The sequence below is a fragment of the Pseudomonas sp. AC532 genome (assembly GCF_979258965.1).
Map to the genome: position 1 here is coordinate 4,365,684 of NZ_OZ409888.1, position 15,014 is coordinate 4,380,697.

Sequence of the window (15,014 nt, forward strand, 5' to 3'; positions counted from 1 at the left end):
ATTGTGATTACCAGATCGGCAGCGTGTAGCCGACGATGATCCGATTCTCGTCCGCATCACGGGCGAAGTCTGAACGGAAGCTGGCATTGCGCAGGCGCACATAGACATCTTTCAGTGCGCCGCTCTGGACCACGTACTTGATCTCGGTGTTGCGTTCCCATTCGCCGCCAGTCTGGTCACTGCCGGCGATCTTGGCATCGTCGCCAGTGATGTAACGCGTCATGAAGCTCAGGCCCGGAATACCGACCTTGGCAAAGTCGAAATCGTAACGGGCCTGCCAGGAGCGCTCGTCGGCGTTGGCGAAGTCGTTGATCTGCACGAAGTTGACCAGGAACGGATCGCTGCCATCGATGTAGGCGAAGCCGGTATCGCCGCTCATGTCCTGGTAACCGAGGCCGAATTTGTGACCGCTCAGGGCATAGCTGACCATGCCGTTGAGGGCGCGGTTGTCGATCTTGCCGGCATTGGCTGCGCCGCTGTCATCGCTCAGAGTCAGGCGCAGATCGGTGGACAGCGTACCGCTACCGAGGGCGTGGCTGGTCTGCAACCCAAAGAAGTGCTGGCGGTAGATGTCATCCAGGTCGGCGAAGTAGTACCTGCCCGTCACCCCTTTGCTGAAGCTGTAGTCGAGGCCGGCCAGGTCGAGATGATCGGCGGTGATGTTGCCGGCAAAGCGGCCGTTCTTGCTGTTGAGCACCATGTCTTCGGAGTTGGTGGACGCACGGTCGATGACCTTGTCCAGGCGCCCGCCGGTCACGGTCAGGCCGTCCAGTTCGGACGAGGTGACCAGACCACCTTCGAATACCTGTGGCAGCAAGCGACTGTCGCTGGCCTTGATCACAGGCAGTTCCGGGACGTGCGAGCCATAGCGCAGCTCGGTTTCCGAAACCTTGACCTTGGCCGTCAGGCCCAGGCGGGCGAATTCGTCCGGAGTGCCGCCGTCGTCCTGCACCGGCAGCAAGTCGGTGCCGGTGCGACCACCGCCCGAGTCCAGCTTGAGGCCGAGCATGCCCATGGCGTCGAGGCCGAAACCAACCGTGCCTTCGGTGAATCCTGAGCGTAGGTCGAGCAGGAAACCCTGGCCCCATTCCTCGCGCTTGTTCTGGCCAGTGCCTTCGCGGAAATCACGGTTCAGGTAGATATTGGTCGTGGTCAGATTCGCCGAGCTGTCTTCAATGAAGGCGGCGTGAGCCATCGGGGCGAGCAGGGCGGTTGGCAGTGCGAGGCTGAGCAGGCTCAGGGACGAGATAGCCTGGCGCGAGGCAGTCGGCATGCGTGGTACTCCATTGTTATTGTTGTCACGACCGCACACCACTGTGCGAATCGTTTTATTGGTGGATCGAGCCACCTGTACTGATCCTAGGAGTGCAACCTTTCACCAACCTTTCAGTGCTGAAAGTAATTGCCTGGGCACCGCTATCGCACGCCGTAACTGCCAAGTTCTCCCGCGAGCGGTAAACTCTCGCGATACATGGCGGTCAGTCATGGTTCGGTGTGGAGGTTGCAGTGCGAATTCTGCTGGTCGAGGATCATCCGCAATTGGCGGCGAGCGTTACCCAGGCCCTCAAGAGCGCCGGTTGGACGGTGGACGTGCTGCATGACGGCGTGGCTGCCGACCTGGCACTGAGCAGCGAGGAGTACGCCCTGGCAGTGCTCGATGTGGGCCTGCCGCGGATGGACGGTTTCGAAGTGCTGGCACGCCTGCGTGCGCGCGGCAAGACTCTACCGGTACTGATGCTGACCGCTCGCAGCGAGGTCAGAGACCGGGTGCATGGGCTCAACCTGGGCGCTGATGACTATCTGGCCAAGCCATTCGAGTTGAGTGAGCTGGAGGCACGAGTCAAGGCGCTGCTGCGGCGCAGCATGCTCGGCGGTGAGCAGCAACTGCGTTGTGGCGATCTGGTCTATGACCTCGATACCCGGCGTTTCACCTTGCTGGAGGAAAGCCTGAACCTGACATCGCGCGAGCAGGCGGTGCTCGAGGCGATGATCGCGCGGCCGGGCCGGGTCATGAGCAAGGAGCAGCTGGCCTCCCAGGTGTTCGGCCTGGACGAGGATGCCAGCGCCGACTCCATCGAGATCTATGTACACCGCCTGCGCAAGAAGCTCGAAGGCGGTTCGGTGCGCATCGTCACCTTCCGCGGCCTCGGTTACCTGCTGGAATCCGCCGGTGGATAGGCCGGGCAGCCTGCGCGGGCGGTTGATCCGCCGGCTGGCTCTGCTGTTCACGGTTATCCTGCTGGTCAGCAGCCTGACGGCCTACTGGAGTGCCCGGCATGCCGCCGACACCGCCTATGACCGCACCCTGCTGGCCTCGGCCCGGGCCATATCCGACGGCCTGTACGCGGTCGAGGGCATGCTGAGCGCCAACGTGCCCTATATCGCCCTCGATACCTTCGCCTATGACAGCGCCGGGCGCATCTACTACCAGGTGCTGGGGCCCAAGGGTGAGCTGGTGTCCGGCTACGAGGACCTGCCCCCCGCGCCGCCTCATACACCGAGAACCAATGATTACCCGGCCTTGGCCAAGTTCTACGACGGCGAGTACCGGGGGCAGGGCGTGCGCGTGGTCAGCTTTTTGCAGCCCGTCAGCGAGCCGGGATACAGCGGCATGGCGGAGATTCGCGTGGCGGAGACCCAGGGCGCCCGCGAACGCATGACCCGTGACCTGCTGCTCGGCACGTTATGGCGCATGGGGCTGCTGTCGATGAGTGCGCTGCTGCTGGTGTGGCTGGCGGTGAGCGCCGGTCTGCGGCCTCTGGAGAGCCTGCGGCGCACGGTGGCGGCGCGTAGCAGCGACGATCTGCGCCCATTGCCCGATGGCGACATGCCCCGGGAGCTGCGCCCGCTGGTCAATGCGCTGAACCAGTTCAACGACCGCCTGCGTGGCCTGTTCGAGCGTCAATCGCAGTTCATTGCCGATGCTTCTCACGAGCTGCGCACACCTTTGGCTGCCCTCAAGGCCCGCGTCGAGCTTGGTCTGCGAGCGCGGGAGCCCGAGGTGTGGCATGCGACCCTCGAAGACGCGGCGCTGAATGCCGACCGCCTGACTCACCTGGCCAACCAACTGCTGTCGCTGGCCCGTATCGAAAGTGGCGCACGTGCGATTGCCGAGGGCGGTGCCTTGCGGCTGGACCTCAGCCAGCTGGCCCGCGAACTGGGCATGGCGCTGGCGCCGCTGGCGCATTCGCGTGGTGTGGCCCTGGCTCTGGAAGCCGAGCAGCCGGTGTGGATTCGCGGCGAGCCAACGCTGCTCAACGAATTACTGTGCAACCTGGTCGACAACGCCATGGCCTACACCGAGGCCGGTGGCAATGTGATTCTGCGCGTGTTGGAATCGGGTGTGCTGGAAGTCGAAGATGATGGCCCGGGCATCCCCGAGGAGGACCGCGAGCGGGTCTTCGAGCGCTTCTACCGGCGCCAGGCGCAGGGGCTTGGCGCGGGGCTGGGCCTGGCCATCGTCGGGGAAATCTGTCGGGCGCACCGCGCTGCCATCAGCCTGCACCAGGCCAGTCCGCAGGGCCTGCTGGTTCGTGTGGCGTTCGCTAGCGAGACCGATTGAAGCCAGCGGGCGAGAGAGCTCTCGCCCCGCTAGGGGTTACTGAAGCATGTTCATCGCCGCGTCCATGGCCGCGGAGAGGTCCTCGTCGGCATGCAGGTCCATGTCCGGCTTGAGGCCGAGCTTGGCGAATGACGGCACCTGATTCCAGTCCAGCTGGGTGTAGGGGTGTGGCGTGCCAAGGTGGCTTTGCAGCGTGGCCACCTGGACGATGTCGACATAGTCGACCTTGCTGCTGTCGCGGCTGAAGTTCAGGTACTGGCCGGGCACGTTGGCGATCATTTCCGGGAATTCCCAGGTGCGCAGGATCTTGTCGCCGATGATCGGGTGGATCTGCTCGATCACGTGGTTGAGGCTGATCGAATCCGCCAGCAGTTCGCTGTGTTCTTCGGCGTAGGTCAGGATCGGCAGAATGCCGATCTGGTGTACCAGGCCGGCGAGAGTGGCCTGGTCGGGCATCAGGCGCGTGTAGTGACGGCACAGCACGTGGCAGATACCGGCGATCTCGGTGCTCTTGGTCCACACTTCGCGCATCTTGCGGTCGACTACGTCGGTAGTCGCCTGGAACATCTGCTCCATCGCCAGGCCGGTCGCCAGGTTGCAGGTGTAGTTGATGCCGAGCCGACCGATCGCCATCTGCAGGTCGGTGATTTCCCGGTTGGTACGCAGCAACGGGCTGTTCACCACCTTGATGATGCGCGCGGTGAGCGCCGCGTCGTTGCCGATGACCTTGCTCAGCTCCGGGATGCCGACATTGGGATCTTCGGCTGCCTCGCGGACCTTCAGGGCGACCTCGGGCAGGGTCGGCAGCACCAGTTCATCGTTGTCGATGGCCCTGATCAGATCCAGTTGGACTTTCTCGGCGAGTTTGCTCATGTAATTCTCGTTGTCGGCGTGTGTTGGCGGGACGTAGGAGCAGTGTACGTCAGCGTTGGATCTCGCGCTTACTGTCCAGCGTGTACGGCAGGTCGAGCAGCCCCAGCGGCAGGCCCTCCAGCGTACCGAGGTGAATGTTGCCATCGTTCGCGGCATCTTCCTGCAGGACAGCCAGCAGTTCCACGCCATTGGCACTGCGGGCAGCCAGCACCACTTCGCCCACCGCGCTGCGGTGCACCGGCGAGAACAGCTCGGTGCCCGGCAGCGGAAGCTCGGCGGCCGTACCGGCGAGCCGATAGAGCCGCCGCTTGAGTTTGCCCAAGTACTGCATGCGCGCGACGATTTCCTGGCCGGTGTAGCAGCCCTTCTTGAAACTCACGCCGCCCACTGCCTGCAGGTTGATCATCTGCGGGATGAACAGCTCGCGGGTCGCGCCAGTCACCTGGCCAATACCGGCGCGAATCTGCGCCAGCAACCAGTCACCCAGCGTCCCTTGGGGCAACTGTTCGCTCAGTTGCAGGCGAATGTGTTCAGCCTGCTCGGCAGGTGCCCACACTTCGGCGCGTCCGTCGCTCAGGCGGATGGCCAGCAGACTCTCGGTGGTAGCGACGCTGTCGGCCTCGTCAGCCAGCGCCAGGCCGAGGGCCTGCAGGGCCTTTTCGCCACCGCTCAGGCCGTAGCGGACCCAGGCTTCGGTTTCGTCGCCGAGCTTGGCCTTGGAGAACACGATGTATTTCTGCAGGTCGGCCAACTGCGCTGCCAGCAGCTCGCTGTCGAGTGCCAGCAGGAAACCGTCGGCCACGCTGACGATGCGAAAGCTCGACAGCATACGGCCCTTGGGTGTGCAGCGGGCGCCGAGGCTCGAACCGCTGGTGCCAAGGTAATTGATGTTGCAGGTGAGCTGGCCCTGCAGGAACTTTCCGGCATCGGGGCCGCGCACGGCGAGAATGCCTTCATGGGTCAGGGGGCAGAAGAACGCGCTATCGGCCATGGTCGAGACAATCGCAGGCAGAGAATGAGGCGTCCATGATAAGAGCAGCAGCGAGCCTCAAGCTACAGGCAAAAACAGATGCCCGCCAAGGTGCTGCGAATGGCAGATGGTGACGCTCATGTAGCGCGCGGCAGTTGGTATACTGCCGGCCTTTTTCGAGGAGCAGCCCATGGTCGACGCCACTGAACTCAATCGCCTTTTCTGGCACAGCCGACGCGGCATGCTCGAACTGGACGTGTTGCTGGTGCCTTTCGTACGTGAGGTGTATGCGACGCTGAACGATGAAGACCGCGCACGCTACCGCAAGCTACTGGAGTGCGAGGATCAGGACATGTTCGGCTGGTTCATGCAGCGCGGCGAACCCGAGGATGCGGACCTGCGTTACATCGTTCGCATGATCCTGGATCGTGTCCAGCCCAAGTAAGCGCTTCGAATGCCACTGGCAGCCTTCACGGCGGCTGCTGGAAGTTTATCTGTGCGTGCAGGCGCTGGTCTTGTTCACGCTGCTGCTGGTCGATATTGCCACTTGGGCGCGGCTGGCCGGCGTGCTGCTCAGTGGCGCCCATGCAGCCTGGGTGCTGCCGCGACATGTGCTGCTCAGCCATGCCGGTGCCTGGCGCGGGCTGCGCCATGATGACGAAGGATGGCAAGCGCGGCGCAAGAACGGGGATTGGCTGCCCGTCACGCTGCTGCCCGACAGCATCGCCCTGCCATGGCTGGTGGTCGTGCGCTTTCGCCTGCCTGGCGAGTACCGCGTCAATAGTCTTTGCCTGCCGGCGGACAGCCTGCCGCGCGACGTGCACCGGCGGCTGCGTGTCAGCCTGAAGTTCAGCCGTCAGCGTTGGCGGGTCGCAGAATAGTGTCTTGCGCCTCGGGTAGCAGGCCCGGGTAATCCAGCGTGTAGTGCAGGCCTCGCGATTCCCTGCGCGCCATGGCCGACTCGATCATCAGTTCGGCCACCTGGGCCAGGTTGCGCAGCTCGATCAGATCCCGGCTCACCTTGTAGTTGCTGTAGAACTCGTCGATTTCATCGAGCAGCAGGCGCACGCGGTGCTGGGCGCGCTGCAGGCGCTTGGTGGTGCGCACGATGCCCACGTAGTCCCACATGAAGCGCCGCAATTCATCCCAGTTGTGGGCGATGATCACGTCTTCGTCAGAATCGGTCACCTGGCTGGCATCCCAGGATGGCAGTTCGGCTGGCATCTGCACCTGATCGAGCTGGGCGACGATGTCGGCCGCGGCAGAGCGGGCATAGACGAAGCATTCGAGCAGCGAGTTGCTGGCCATGCGATTGGCGCCGTGCAGTCCGGTAAAGCTGGTCTCGCCGATGGCGTAGAGGCCGGGCACATCGCTGCGCCCGGCCTGGTCCACCAGCACGCCGCCACAGGTGTAATGTGCAGCCGGTACCACGGGGATCGGCTGGCGGGTGATATCGATGCCAAACTCCAGGCAGCGCTGGTACACGGTCGGGAAGTGGCTTTTGACGAAGTCCGCCGGCTTGTGGCTGATGTCGAGGTATACGCAGTCGACGCCCAGGCGCTTCATTTCATGGTCGATGGCGCGGGCGACGATGTCGCGTGGTGCCAGTTCCTCGCGCGGGTCGAAGCGCGCCATGAAGCGCTCGCCGTTGGGCAGGCGCAGCAGGGCGCCTTCGCCACGCAGCGCCTCGGTGACGAGGAAGCTTTTGGCCTGCGGGTGGTAGAGGCAGGTGGGGTGGAACTGGTTGAATTCCAGATTGCCGACCCGGCAGCCGGCGCGCCACGCCATGGCGATGCCATCGCCGCAGGCGCCATCCGGATTGCTGGTGTAAAGGTACACCTTGGCTGCGCCACCCGTGGCGAGGATGACGAAGCGGGCATGATGGGTGTCCACCTCGCCGCTGCGCCGATCCAGCACGTAGGCACCCAGGCAACGCCGCCCCTGGCGCCCGAGCTTGTGTTCGGAGATCAGGTCGACGGCTACCCGCTGCTCCAGCAATTCGACATTGCCGCGCTCGCGAGTGCGCTCCAGCAGGGTATTGAAGATCGCCGCACCTGTCGCATCGGCAGCGTGGATGATGCGCCGATGGCTGTGACCGCCTTCGCGGGTCAGATGAAACTCGAAACCACCGTCTTCGCGATCATGCTCGTCGTCGCGGGTAAAAGGTACACCTTGATCGATCAGCCATTGAATGGCCTCGCGGCTGTGTTCCACCGTGAAGCGCACGGCATCTTCGCGGCACAGGCCACCACCAGCATTGAGCGTGTCGTCGACGTGGGAGTCGATGGTGTCGCTGTCATCCAGCACCGCAGCCACGCCGCCCTGGGCCCAATAGGTAGAGCCATTGGCCAGCTCGCCCTTGCTCAGCACGGCGATGCTCAGGTGCTCGGGAAGCGTCAGGGCCAGGGTCAGGCCGGCGGCGCCGCTGCCGATGACCAGGACGTCGTGCTGGAAGTGTTGGCTCATTATTCGAATATTCCGCTGGATGGCGCCCACTAGTATATAGAGGGGGGCAACGGCACAATAGTCGGCCCGGTAGGTTGTCTTGCGCAGAAGGTGTATCGTATCTGGCTGGCGATATGCCTTCCCCAAAGGTGTGCGCTGTGTTGGTGCTGGAGCTTCATATGCTCTGCTAGAACCATGATGAACTTTCTTAGTAGTCAAGGTTCTATAGCCGAGTCGCCCCGGAGAGGGATTGTGTCTGGTGGACCGAGCGAACGAAGTCGCGTGAAGCGGGCTTCTTTTCGGCGCGCCAGGCGATCTAAGACTATTTACGCAGCAGGGATATGCCTGGTGCGTTGTTTCGTGCAAAACCAAAAATGTTTTGCGGGAAGCTTGTTCGGAGGGGGAGAACTTTTGCACATGGCTCGAGTCTATTTATGCAGATCGATCCTCTGGCAGACGCTGATCTCCTACGAGCTCAACGAGGAGTGTTCATGCTAACCCAGGAAGAGGATCAGCAGCTGGTCGAGCGCGTTCAGCGCGGTGACAAGCGAGCTTTTGATCTGTTGGTGCTGAAGTACCAGCACAAGATTCTCGGGTTGATCGTGCGATTCGTGCACGACACCCATGAAGCTCAGGATGTGGCCCAGGAAGCGTTTGTAAAAGCTTACCGGGCGTTGGGAAACTTTCGCGGCGACAGCGCGTTCTATACATGGCTGTACCGCATCGCCATCAACACGGCGAAGAATCATCTGGTGTCTCGCGGTCGGCGACCACCGGATAACGATGTAAGCGCAGAGGATGCTGAGTTCTACGATGGCGATCATGCCCTCAAGGACATCGAATCTCCCGAGCGTGCGCTGTTGAGGGATGAAATCGAGGCCACCGTGCACCGAAGCATCCAGCAACTGCCAGAAGATTTGCGAACCGCGCTAACGTTACGTGAATTTGATGGTCTGAGTTATGAAGACATTGCGAGCGTCATGCAATGTCCCGTTGGCACCGTGCGTTCGCGAATCTTTCGGGCGCGTGAAGCCATCGACAAGTCCCTGCAACCTCTGTTGCAGGAAGCCTGAGACAGCGGCGACAGCCAAGAGAGGAACCGCTATGAGTCGTGAAGCCCTGCAGGAATCGCTGTCCGCGGTGATGGATAACGAAGCGGATGAACTTGAACTTCGGCGTGTGCTCGGTGCGAGCGATGATGCCGAATTGCGTGCTACCTGGTCGCGTTACCAGGTTGCTCGCGCCGTGATGCACAAGGATCTGCTTGTGCCTCGGCTGGACATCGCCGCGGCTGTTTCCGCTGCCCTGGAGAACGATGCCACGCCAGTGGTGCAGGAATCCGAGAAAGTCGTGCGTGGCCCTTGGCGTAGCCTTGGACGTGTAGCTGTTGCAGCTACCGTCACGGTTGCCGTATTGGCTGGCGTGCGCTTCTACAACGAGGATGACGTCGCTGGTGCCCAACTGGCTCAGCAGACTCAGCCTTCGATTGCTCTGCCACAGGCTCAAGGGCCTGCGATTCTGGCCGGTTTCAACACTTCGGATGAACAGCCGAACGTCGAGACCGTAGCAGCTGAAGGTGAAGGTTGGCACGAGCAGCGTCTGCCTGAGTACCTGCGTCAGCATGCTGAGCAGTCCGCACCTGGTACTGCCGAGAACGCACTGCCGTTCGCCCGGTCCGCGAGTGTAGAAGAGCGTTAAGAAGGACGCGCATGCGCTTCATTCACGCTACTTCCCTGGTGCTCGGCAGCTTCCTGGCTATCCCCGCCATGGCTGCCGACGCTCAGGACTGGTTGCAACGGCTCAACAACGCCGAAAGCAGCCAGAGCTTCCAAGGCACCTTTATCTACCAGCGCAATGGCGCTCTATCTACCCATAACATCTGGCGTCAGGTCGAGCCGGGTGGTGGAGTGCGTGAGCGATTGCTGAAGGTCGACGGTGCTCCCCAGGAAGTTCTTCGAGTCAATGGGCAGGCGCAGTGCGCGACTGGTCCGTTATCCGCTCAGGTTGTCGAGGACCAGGCGTGGCCAGGCCATGCTTTAGATGGTCGGCAATTGGGCGAATGGTACGAATTACGCGTCAGCGGCGAGTCGCGGGTCGCGGGTCGCCCTGCGGTCGTTCTGGATCTGGTGCCACGCGATCAGTACCGTTACGGTGTGGAACTCCACCTCGACCGTGAAACCGGCTTGCCCCTCAAGTCGTTGCTGGTCAGTGATCAGGGTGTGTTGCTCGAGCGTTTCCAGTTCACCGAGTTGGATACCGCCAGCAGCCAGCCAGAAGCGGTACTGCAGCCTTCCACAGATTGTGCGCCTGTGCGTATTATCAAAGCCGAGAACCGGCGGTCAGAGCCTTGGCGATCCGATTGGTTGCCGCCGGGCTTCAGCCTCAGTGCGGTCACTCAGCGTCGTAGCAACGCTTCCGCGGACCTTGTGGATTGCCTGATTTACGACGATGGGCTGGCTCGTTTCTCGGTATTCTTCGAGCCCTTGCATGGTGCCGCGGTTGCCGACGCGCGCAGGCAGTTGGGGCCCACCGTGGCTGTTTCGCGCCGCCTGATTACCGATGATGGCGACGTCATGGTGACGGTGGTGGGGGAAATTCCGCTGGGAACGGCGGAGCGCGTCGCCATGTCGATGCGTGCTGACGATGCGCATGCAACACCATAAGGATCGACGATAACGATCCGGGTTGATGCTGCGGTTGTATCGTCATGTATGTTGTACCGATAGCCCCCGAGCGGGGCTCGTTTGTTCTGGATGGGGAAGAAACTGCATGTCGATGCCTAGCCTGAAAACCTACGTTGCCGCGTTTTTTGCGGTGTTCATGATGGGGCAGTCAGTGGTTGCGAATGCGCAATTGCCGGACTTCACCCCCTTGGTCGAAGCCGCTTCGCCCGCCGTGGTCAATATCAGTACCCGACAGAAGGTCCCCAATGCCGTCGCGGGCAGCGGCGGGCTGGCGATGCCGGATCTCGAAGGGCTGCCACCGATGTTTCGCGAGTTCTTCGAGCGCAGCATCCCTCAGCAGCCTCGTGCGCCGGGCGGTGGTGGTCGTCAGCGTGAGGCCCAGTCGCTGGGCTCGGGCTTCATCATTTCCAAGGATGGCTACATCCTGACCAACAACCACGTGATTGCCGACGCCGATGAAATCATTGTGCGCCTGTCCGACCGCAGCGAGCTGGAAGCCAAGCTCATCGGTACCGATCCACGCAGCGACGTTGCCCTGCTGAAGGTCGAGGCCGACGATCTGCCGACCGTCAAGCTGGGCAATTCCGACAACCTCAAGGTAGGGGAGTGGGTGCTGGCCATCGGCTCGCCCTTCGGCTTCGATCATTCGGTAACGGCGGGTATCGTCAGTGCCAAGGGGCGCAGCCTGCCGAACGAGAGTTACGTACCCTTCATCCAGACCGACGTGGCCATCAATCCGGGTAACTCGGGCGGCCCGCTGTTCAATCTGGACGGCGAAGTGGTCGGCATCAATTCGCAGATATTCACCCGTTCCGGTGGTTTCATGGGACTGTCCTTCGCCATCCCGATGAGCGTGGCGATGGATGTGGCCGACCAGCTGAAGAGCAGCGGCAAGGTCAGCCGTGGCTGGCTGGGTGTGGTCATTCAGGAAGTGAACAAGGATCTCGCCGAGTCCTTCGGTCTCGAGCGGCCTGCCGGTGCGCTGGTTGCCCAGGTGCTCGAAGATGGCCCGGCCGCCAAGGGCGGTTTGCAGGTTGGTGACGTGATCCTCAGTCTCGACGACAAGCCGATCATCATGTCGGCCGACCTGCCGCACCTGGTGGGCGCGCTGAAGCCAGGCACGAAAGCTAATCTGGAAATCGTCCGTGAGGGCGCGCGCAGGAACCTCAAGCTCGCCGTCGGTGCGATGCCGGCCGACGATGGCGACGAAACCGCCGCCACTCCGACGCCTGGTGCCGAGCAAAGCAGCAATCGCCTTGGTGTCAGCGTTGCCGAATTGACCGAGGAACAGAAAAAGGCGCTGGACCTGAAGGGTGGCGTGGTCATCCGTGAAGTGCAGGATGGCCCGGCGGCGCTGATCGGTTTGCGCCCCGGTGATGTAATCACCCACCTGAACAACCAAGCCATCGGGTCGGCGAAGAACTTCACCGAGGTCGCCCAGTCGCTACCGAAGAACCGCTCGGTGTCCATGCGCGTACTGCGTCAGGGCCGTGCCAGCTTCATTACTTTCAAACTGGCTGAATAAGTCAGGCCCGTCGCCCAGGCGGGCCGAATCGCGGCCCTTGCGGCGCGCAGTAACGAGGGCGACGCGAGTCGCCCTTTTTTATGGACGCCTGCCCGTGTGGGCGGTTGTCGAGGTTGCCTGCCGGCGGCGTGTTGCAGGCTGGTTTTATGTCTCCAGCAATGCGCAGGCTGGCAAATACCTCGCCGAGGCGCTTGTCCCGACGTGACGTAGGGGCAACCACTCGGTTAAACTTCGCGGCTATTTTCGGCGGGCAGTCGCCTGCGGCCTTTTGAGTGTTGTCCTGTGAGTGACCTGAGTCATATCCGCAATTTTTCCATCATTGCCCACATTGACCACGGCAAGTCGACGCTGGCTGACCGTTTCATCCAGATGTGCGGTGGTCTGACCGCGCGTGAGATGGAGGCCCAGGTCCTCGACTCCATGGACCTGGAGCGTGAGCGCGGCATCACCATCAAGGCCCACAGCGTTACCCTGTACTACAAGGCGAAGGACGGCATCACCTACCAGCTGAACTTCATCGACACACCCGGCCACGTCGACTTCACCTATGAGGTGAGCCGCTCTCTGGCCGCCTGTGAAGGCGCCTTGCTGGTGGTCGATGCGGGGCAGGGGGTGGAAGCGCAGTCGGTGGCCAACTGTTACACCGCCATCGAGCAGGGGCTGGAAGTCATGCCCGTGCTGAACAAGATGGACCTGCCGCAAGCCGATCCCGATCGCGTCAAGGACGAGATCGAGAAGATCATCGGTATCGACGCCACCGACGCGGTTGCCTGTAGCGCCAAGAGCGGCATGGGCGTCGATGAGGTGCTCGAGCGCCTGGTGCATACCATTCCGGCGCCGACCGGCGATATCGAAGCGCCCTTGCAGGCGCTGATCATCGATTCGTGGTTCGACAACTACCTTGGGGTGGTGTCCCTGGTGCGTGTGCGTCACGGCCGGGTGAAGAAGGGCGACAAGATCCTGGTCAAGTCCACCGGCAAGGTGCATCTGGTCGACAGCGTGGGCGTGTTCAACCCAAAGCACACCGCCACTGCCGATCTCAAGGCTGGCGAAGTGGGCTTCATCATCGCCAGCATCAAGGATATTCATGGCGCGCCGGTGGGCGATACCCTGACCCTCAGTTCGACCCCCGATGTCGAAATGCTGGCGGGCTTCAAGCGTATTCAGCCGCAGGTCTATGCTGGCCTGTTCCCGGTGAGCTCCGACGATTTCGAGGACTTCCGCGATGCGCTGCAGAAGCTGACCCTCAACGATTCGTCGCTGCAGTACCTGCCGGAAAGCTCCGATGCCCTGGGCTTCGGCTTCCGCTGCGGGTTTCTCGGCATGCTGCACATGGAGATCATCCAGGAGCGCCTGGAGCGCGAATACGACCTGGACCTGATCACCACTGCGCCGAGCGTTATTTTCGAGGTCGTGCTCAAGACCGGTGAAACGATCTACGTCGACAACCCGTCCAAGCTGCCGGATGTATCCTCGGTCGAGGACTTCCGTGAGCCGATCGTACAAGCCACCATTCTGGTTCCGCAGGAGCATCTGGGTAACGTCATCACCCTGTGCATCGAGAAGCGCGGCGTGCAGCGTGACATGCAGTTCCTCGGCACTCAGGTGCAGGTGCGCTACGACCTGCCGATGAACGAGGTGGTACTGGATTTCTTCGACCGGTTGAAGTCCACCAGCCGCGGTTACGCCTCGCTGGATTACCATTTCGACCGTTACCAGTCGGCCAATCTGGTCAAGCTGGATGTGTTGATCAACGGTGACAAGGTCGACGCGCTGGCACTTATCGTGCACCGCGACAACGCCCACTACAAAGGGCGCCAGTTGACCGAGAAGATGAAAGAGCTGATCCCTCGGCAGATGTTCGATGTTGCGATCCAGGCCGCCATTGGTGGGCAGATCGTCGCACGGACCACGGTCAAGGCACTGAGAAAGAACGTTCTGGCCAAGTGTTACGGTGGCGACGTGAGCCGTAAGCGCAAGCTGCTGGAAAAGCAGAAGGCCGGTAAGAAGCGCATGAAGCAGGTGGGTAACGTGGAGATTCCGCAGGAAGCCTTCCTTGCTGTACTCAAGTTGGATAGTTAGGGCCTATGTCATTTAATTTTCCGCTGTTGCTGGTCATCGCCGTCGCCGTGTGCGGCGCCCTGGCCCTGTTCGATCTGGTGTTTCTGGCGCCCCGGCGTCGTGCGGCGATTGCCAGTTATCAAGGCAAGGTCGAGCACGTCGACGATGCAGTGGTCGAGAAGCTCAACAAAGAGCCGTTGCTGGTCGAGTACGGCAAGTCGTTCTTTCCGGTGCTGGCCATCGTGCTGGTACTGCGCTCGTTTCTCGTCGAACCCTTTCAGATTCCCTCGGGTTCGATGATCCCCACCCTGGAGGTGGGCGATTTCATCCTGGTCAACAAGTTTGCCTATGGCATCCGCCTGCCGGTGCTCGACACCAAGGTGATCGAGGTGGGTGACCCGCAGCGTGGTGACGTGATGGTGTTCCGTTACCCGAGCGACCCCAACGTCAATTACATCAAGCGGGTCATCGGTCTGCCTGGCGACCAGGTGCGCTATAGCGGCGACAAGCGCCTGTTCGTCAACGGCCAGCCGGTAGCCGAGCAACTGATTGGCGAAGAGCCAGGCAGCCTGGGCAGCGCCACGCTCTACAGTGAGCGTCTGGGCGAAGTCGAGCACCGCATCCGCAAGGAGATGAACCGCTACCGCGCCGAGCCTGGCAAGGAGTGGACGGTTCCTGCCGGGCACTACTTCATGATGGGCGACAACCGCGACAATTCCAACGACAGCCGCTACTGGAACGACCCGAGCATTCCCAAGGATGTACTGGGCATGGTTCCCGACCGCAATATCGTGGGCAAGGCGTTCGCCATCTGGATGAGTTGGCCGGATCCGAAGTTCAAGAGCGTGCCGAACTTCTCCCGTGTCGGGCTCATCCACTGATTCGTTGAATATT

The 15,014-nt window shown here is 61.9% G+C and carries 14 protein-coding genes; 10 read left to right on the plus strand and 4 right to left on the minus strand.

What is annotated here, in order from left to right; all coding sequences use genetic code 11:
• Positions 1-7 precede the first annotated feature (7 nt).
• Positions 8-1,273 carry an OprD family porin gene (locus tag ACZ0AV_RS20235; protein WP_499152681.1) on the minus strand — a complete coding sequence of 422 codons (1,266 nt, stop codon included), beginning with the start codon at positions 1,271-1,273 and terminating at the stop codon, positions 8-10.
• Between the two features lie 233 nt (positions 1,274-1,506).
• On the opposite strand from ACZ0AV_RS20235, the gene ACZ0AV_RS20240 reads away from it, so the two are divergent.
• Together ACZ0AV_RS20240 and ACZ0AV_RS20245 are read left to right on the plus strand one after the other, a co-directional pair.
• Complete coding sequence (locus ACZ0AV_RS20240) at positions 1,507-2,178, plus strand: response regulator (protein WP_499152682.1); 672 nt, start codon at positions 1,507-1,509, stop codon at positions 2,176-2,178.
• Positions 2,171-3,562 carry a sensor histidine kinase gene (locus tag ACZ0AV_RS20245; protein ID WP_499152683.1) on the plus strand — a complete coding sequence of 464 codons (1,392 nt, stop codon included), beginning with the start codon at positions 2,171-2,173 and terminating at the stop codon, positions 3,560-3,562. The genes ACZ0AV_RS20240 and ACZ0AV_RS20245 overlap by 8 nt, the downstream gene beginning before the upstream one ends.
• A 36-nt stretch (positions 3,563-3,598) precedes the next feature.
• On the opposite strand, the gene ACZ0AV_RS20250 is transcribed toward ACZ0AV_RS20245, so the two are convergent.
• Positions 3,599-4,435 carry an HDOD domain-containing protein gene (locus tag ACZ0AV_RS20250; RefSeq protein ID WP_499152684.1) on the minus strand — a complete coding sequence of 279 codons (837 nt, stop codon included), beginning with the start codon at positions 4,433-4,435 and terminating at the stop codon, positions 3,599-3,601.
• 49 nt (positions 4,436-4,484) lie between these two features.
• Complete coding sequence (ygfZ, locus tag ACZ0AV_RS20255) at positions 4,485-5,426, minus strand: CAF17-like 4Fe-4S cluster assembly/insertion protein YgfZ (RefSeq protein ID WP_499152685.1); 942 nt, start codon at positions 5,424-5,426, stop codon at positions 4,485-4,487.
• 169 nt (positions 5,427-5,595) lie between these two features.
• On the opposite strand from ygfZ, the gene ACZ0AV_RS20260 reads away from it, so the two are divergent.
• Both ACZ0AV_RS20260 and ACZ0AV_RS20265 read left to right on the plus strand, forming a co-directional pair.
• Positions 5,596-5,850 carry an FAD assembly factor SdhE gene (locus ACZ0AV_RS20260; protein WP_042555046.1) on the plus strand — a complete coding sequence of 85 codons (255 nt, stop codon included), beginning with the start codon at positions 5,596-5,598 and terminating at the stop codon, positions 5,848-5,850.
• The gene (locus ACZ0AV_RS20265) at positions 5,834-6,286 is read left to right on the plus strand and encodes a protein YgfX (protein ID WP_499152686.1); all 453 of its coding nucleotides are present in this window, start codon (positions 5,834-5,836) and stop codon (positions 6,284-6,286) included. The genes ACZ0AV_RS20260 and ACZ0AV_RS20265 overlap by 17 nt, the downstream gene beginning before the upstream one ends.
• Here the strand turns inward: ACZ0AV_RS20265 and nadB are convergent.
• On the minus strand, positions 6,255-7,871 hold the full coding sequence (gene nadB / locus ACZ0AV_RS20270; protein WP_499152687.1) for an L-aspartate oxidase: 1,617 nt from the start codon (positions 7,869-7,871) through the stop codon (positions 6,255-6,257). The genes ACZ0AV_RS20265 and nadB overlap by 32 nt on opposite strands.
• Positions 7,872-8,341: 470 nt before the next feature.
• Between nadB and rpoE the strand changes: the two genes are divergently transcribed.
• The 6 genes from rpoE to lepB all read left to right on the plus strand — a co-directional run bounded on the left by rpoE (position 8,342) and on the right by lepB (position 15,001).
• Positions 8,342-8,923, plus strand: coding sequence for an RNA polymerase sigma factor RpoE/AlgU (gene rpoE, locus ACZ0AV_RS20275; protein ID WP_013792331.1), 582 nt, complete (start codon positions 8,342-8,344; stop codon positions 8,921-8,923).
• Positions 8,924-8,954: 31 nt separating this feature from the next.
• Complete coding sequence (locus ACZ0AV_RS20280; protein ID WP_499152688.1) at positions 8,955-9,548, plus strand: sigma-E factor negative regulatory protein; 594 nt, start codon at positions 8,955-8,957, stop codon at positions 9,546-9,548.
• Between the two features lie 11 nt (positions 9,549-9,559).
• Entirely contained in the window at positions 9,560-10,513 is a 954-nt protein-coding gene (locus ACZ0AV_RS20285; RefSeq protein ID WP_499152689.1) for a MucB/RseB C-terminal domain-containing protein, read from the plus strand.
• Between the two features lie 112 nt (positions 10,514-10,625).
• Positions 10,626-12,059, plus strand: a complete 1,434-nt coding sequence (locus ACZ0AV_RS20290; protein ID WP_499153413.1) for a DegQ family serine endoprotease — start codon at positions 10,626-10,628, stop codon at positions 12,057-12,059.
• 282 nt (positions 12,060-12,341) lie between these two features.
• On the plus strand, positions 12,342-14,141 hold the full coding sequence (gene lepA, locus ACZ0AV_RS20295) for a translation elongation factor 4 (RefSeq protein ID WP_499152690.1): 1,800 nt from the start codon (positions 12,342-12,344) through the stop codon (positions 14,139-14,141).
• Between the two features lie 5 nt (positions 14,142-14,146).
• Positions 14,147-15,001 (plus strand): signal peptidase I, encoded by an 855-nt coding sequence (gene lepB / locus ACZ0AV_RS20300; protein ID WP_499152691.1) that lies wholly within the window; start codon positions 14,147-14,149, stop codon positions 14,999-15,001.
• Positions 15,002-15,014 lie beyond the last annotated feature (13 nt).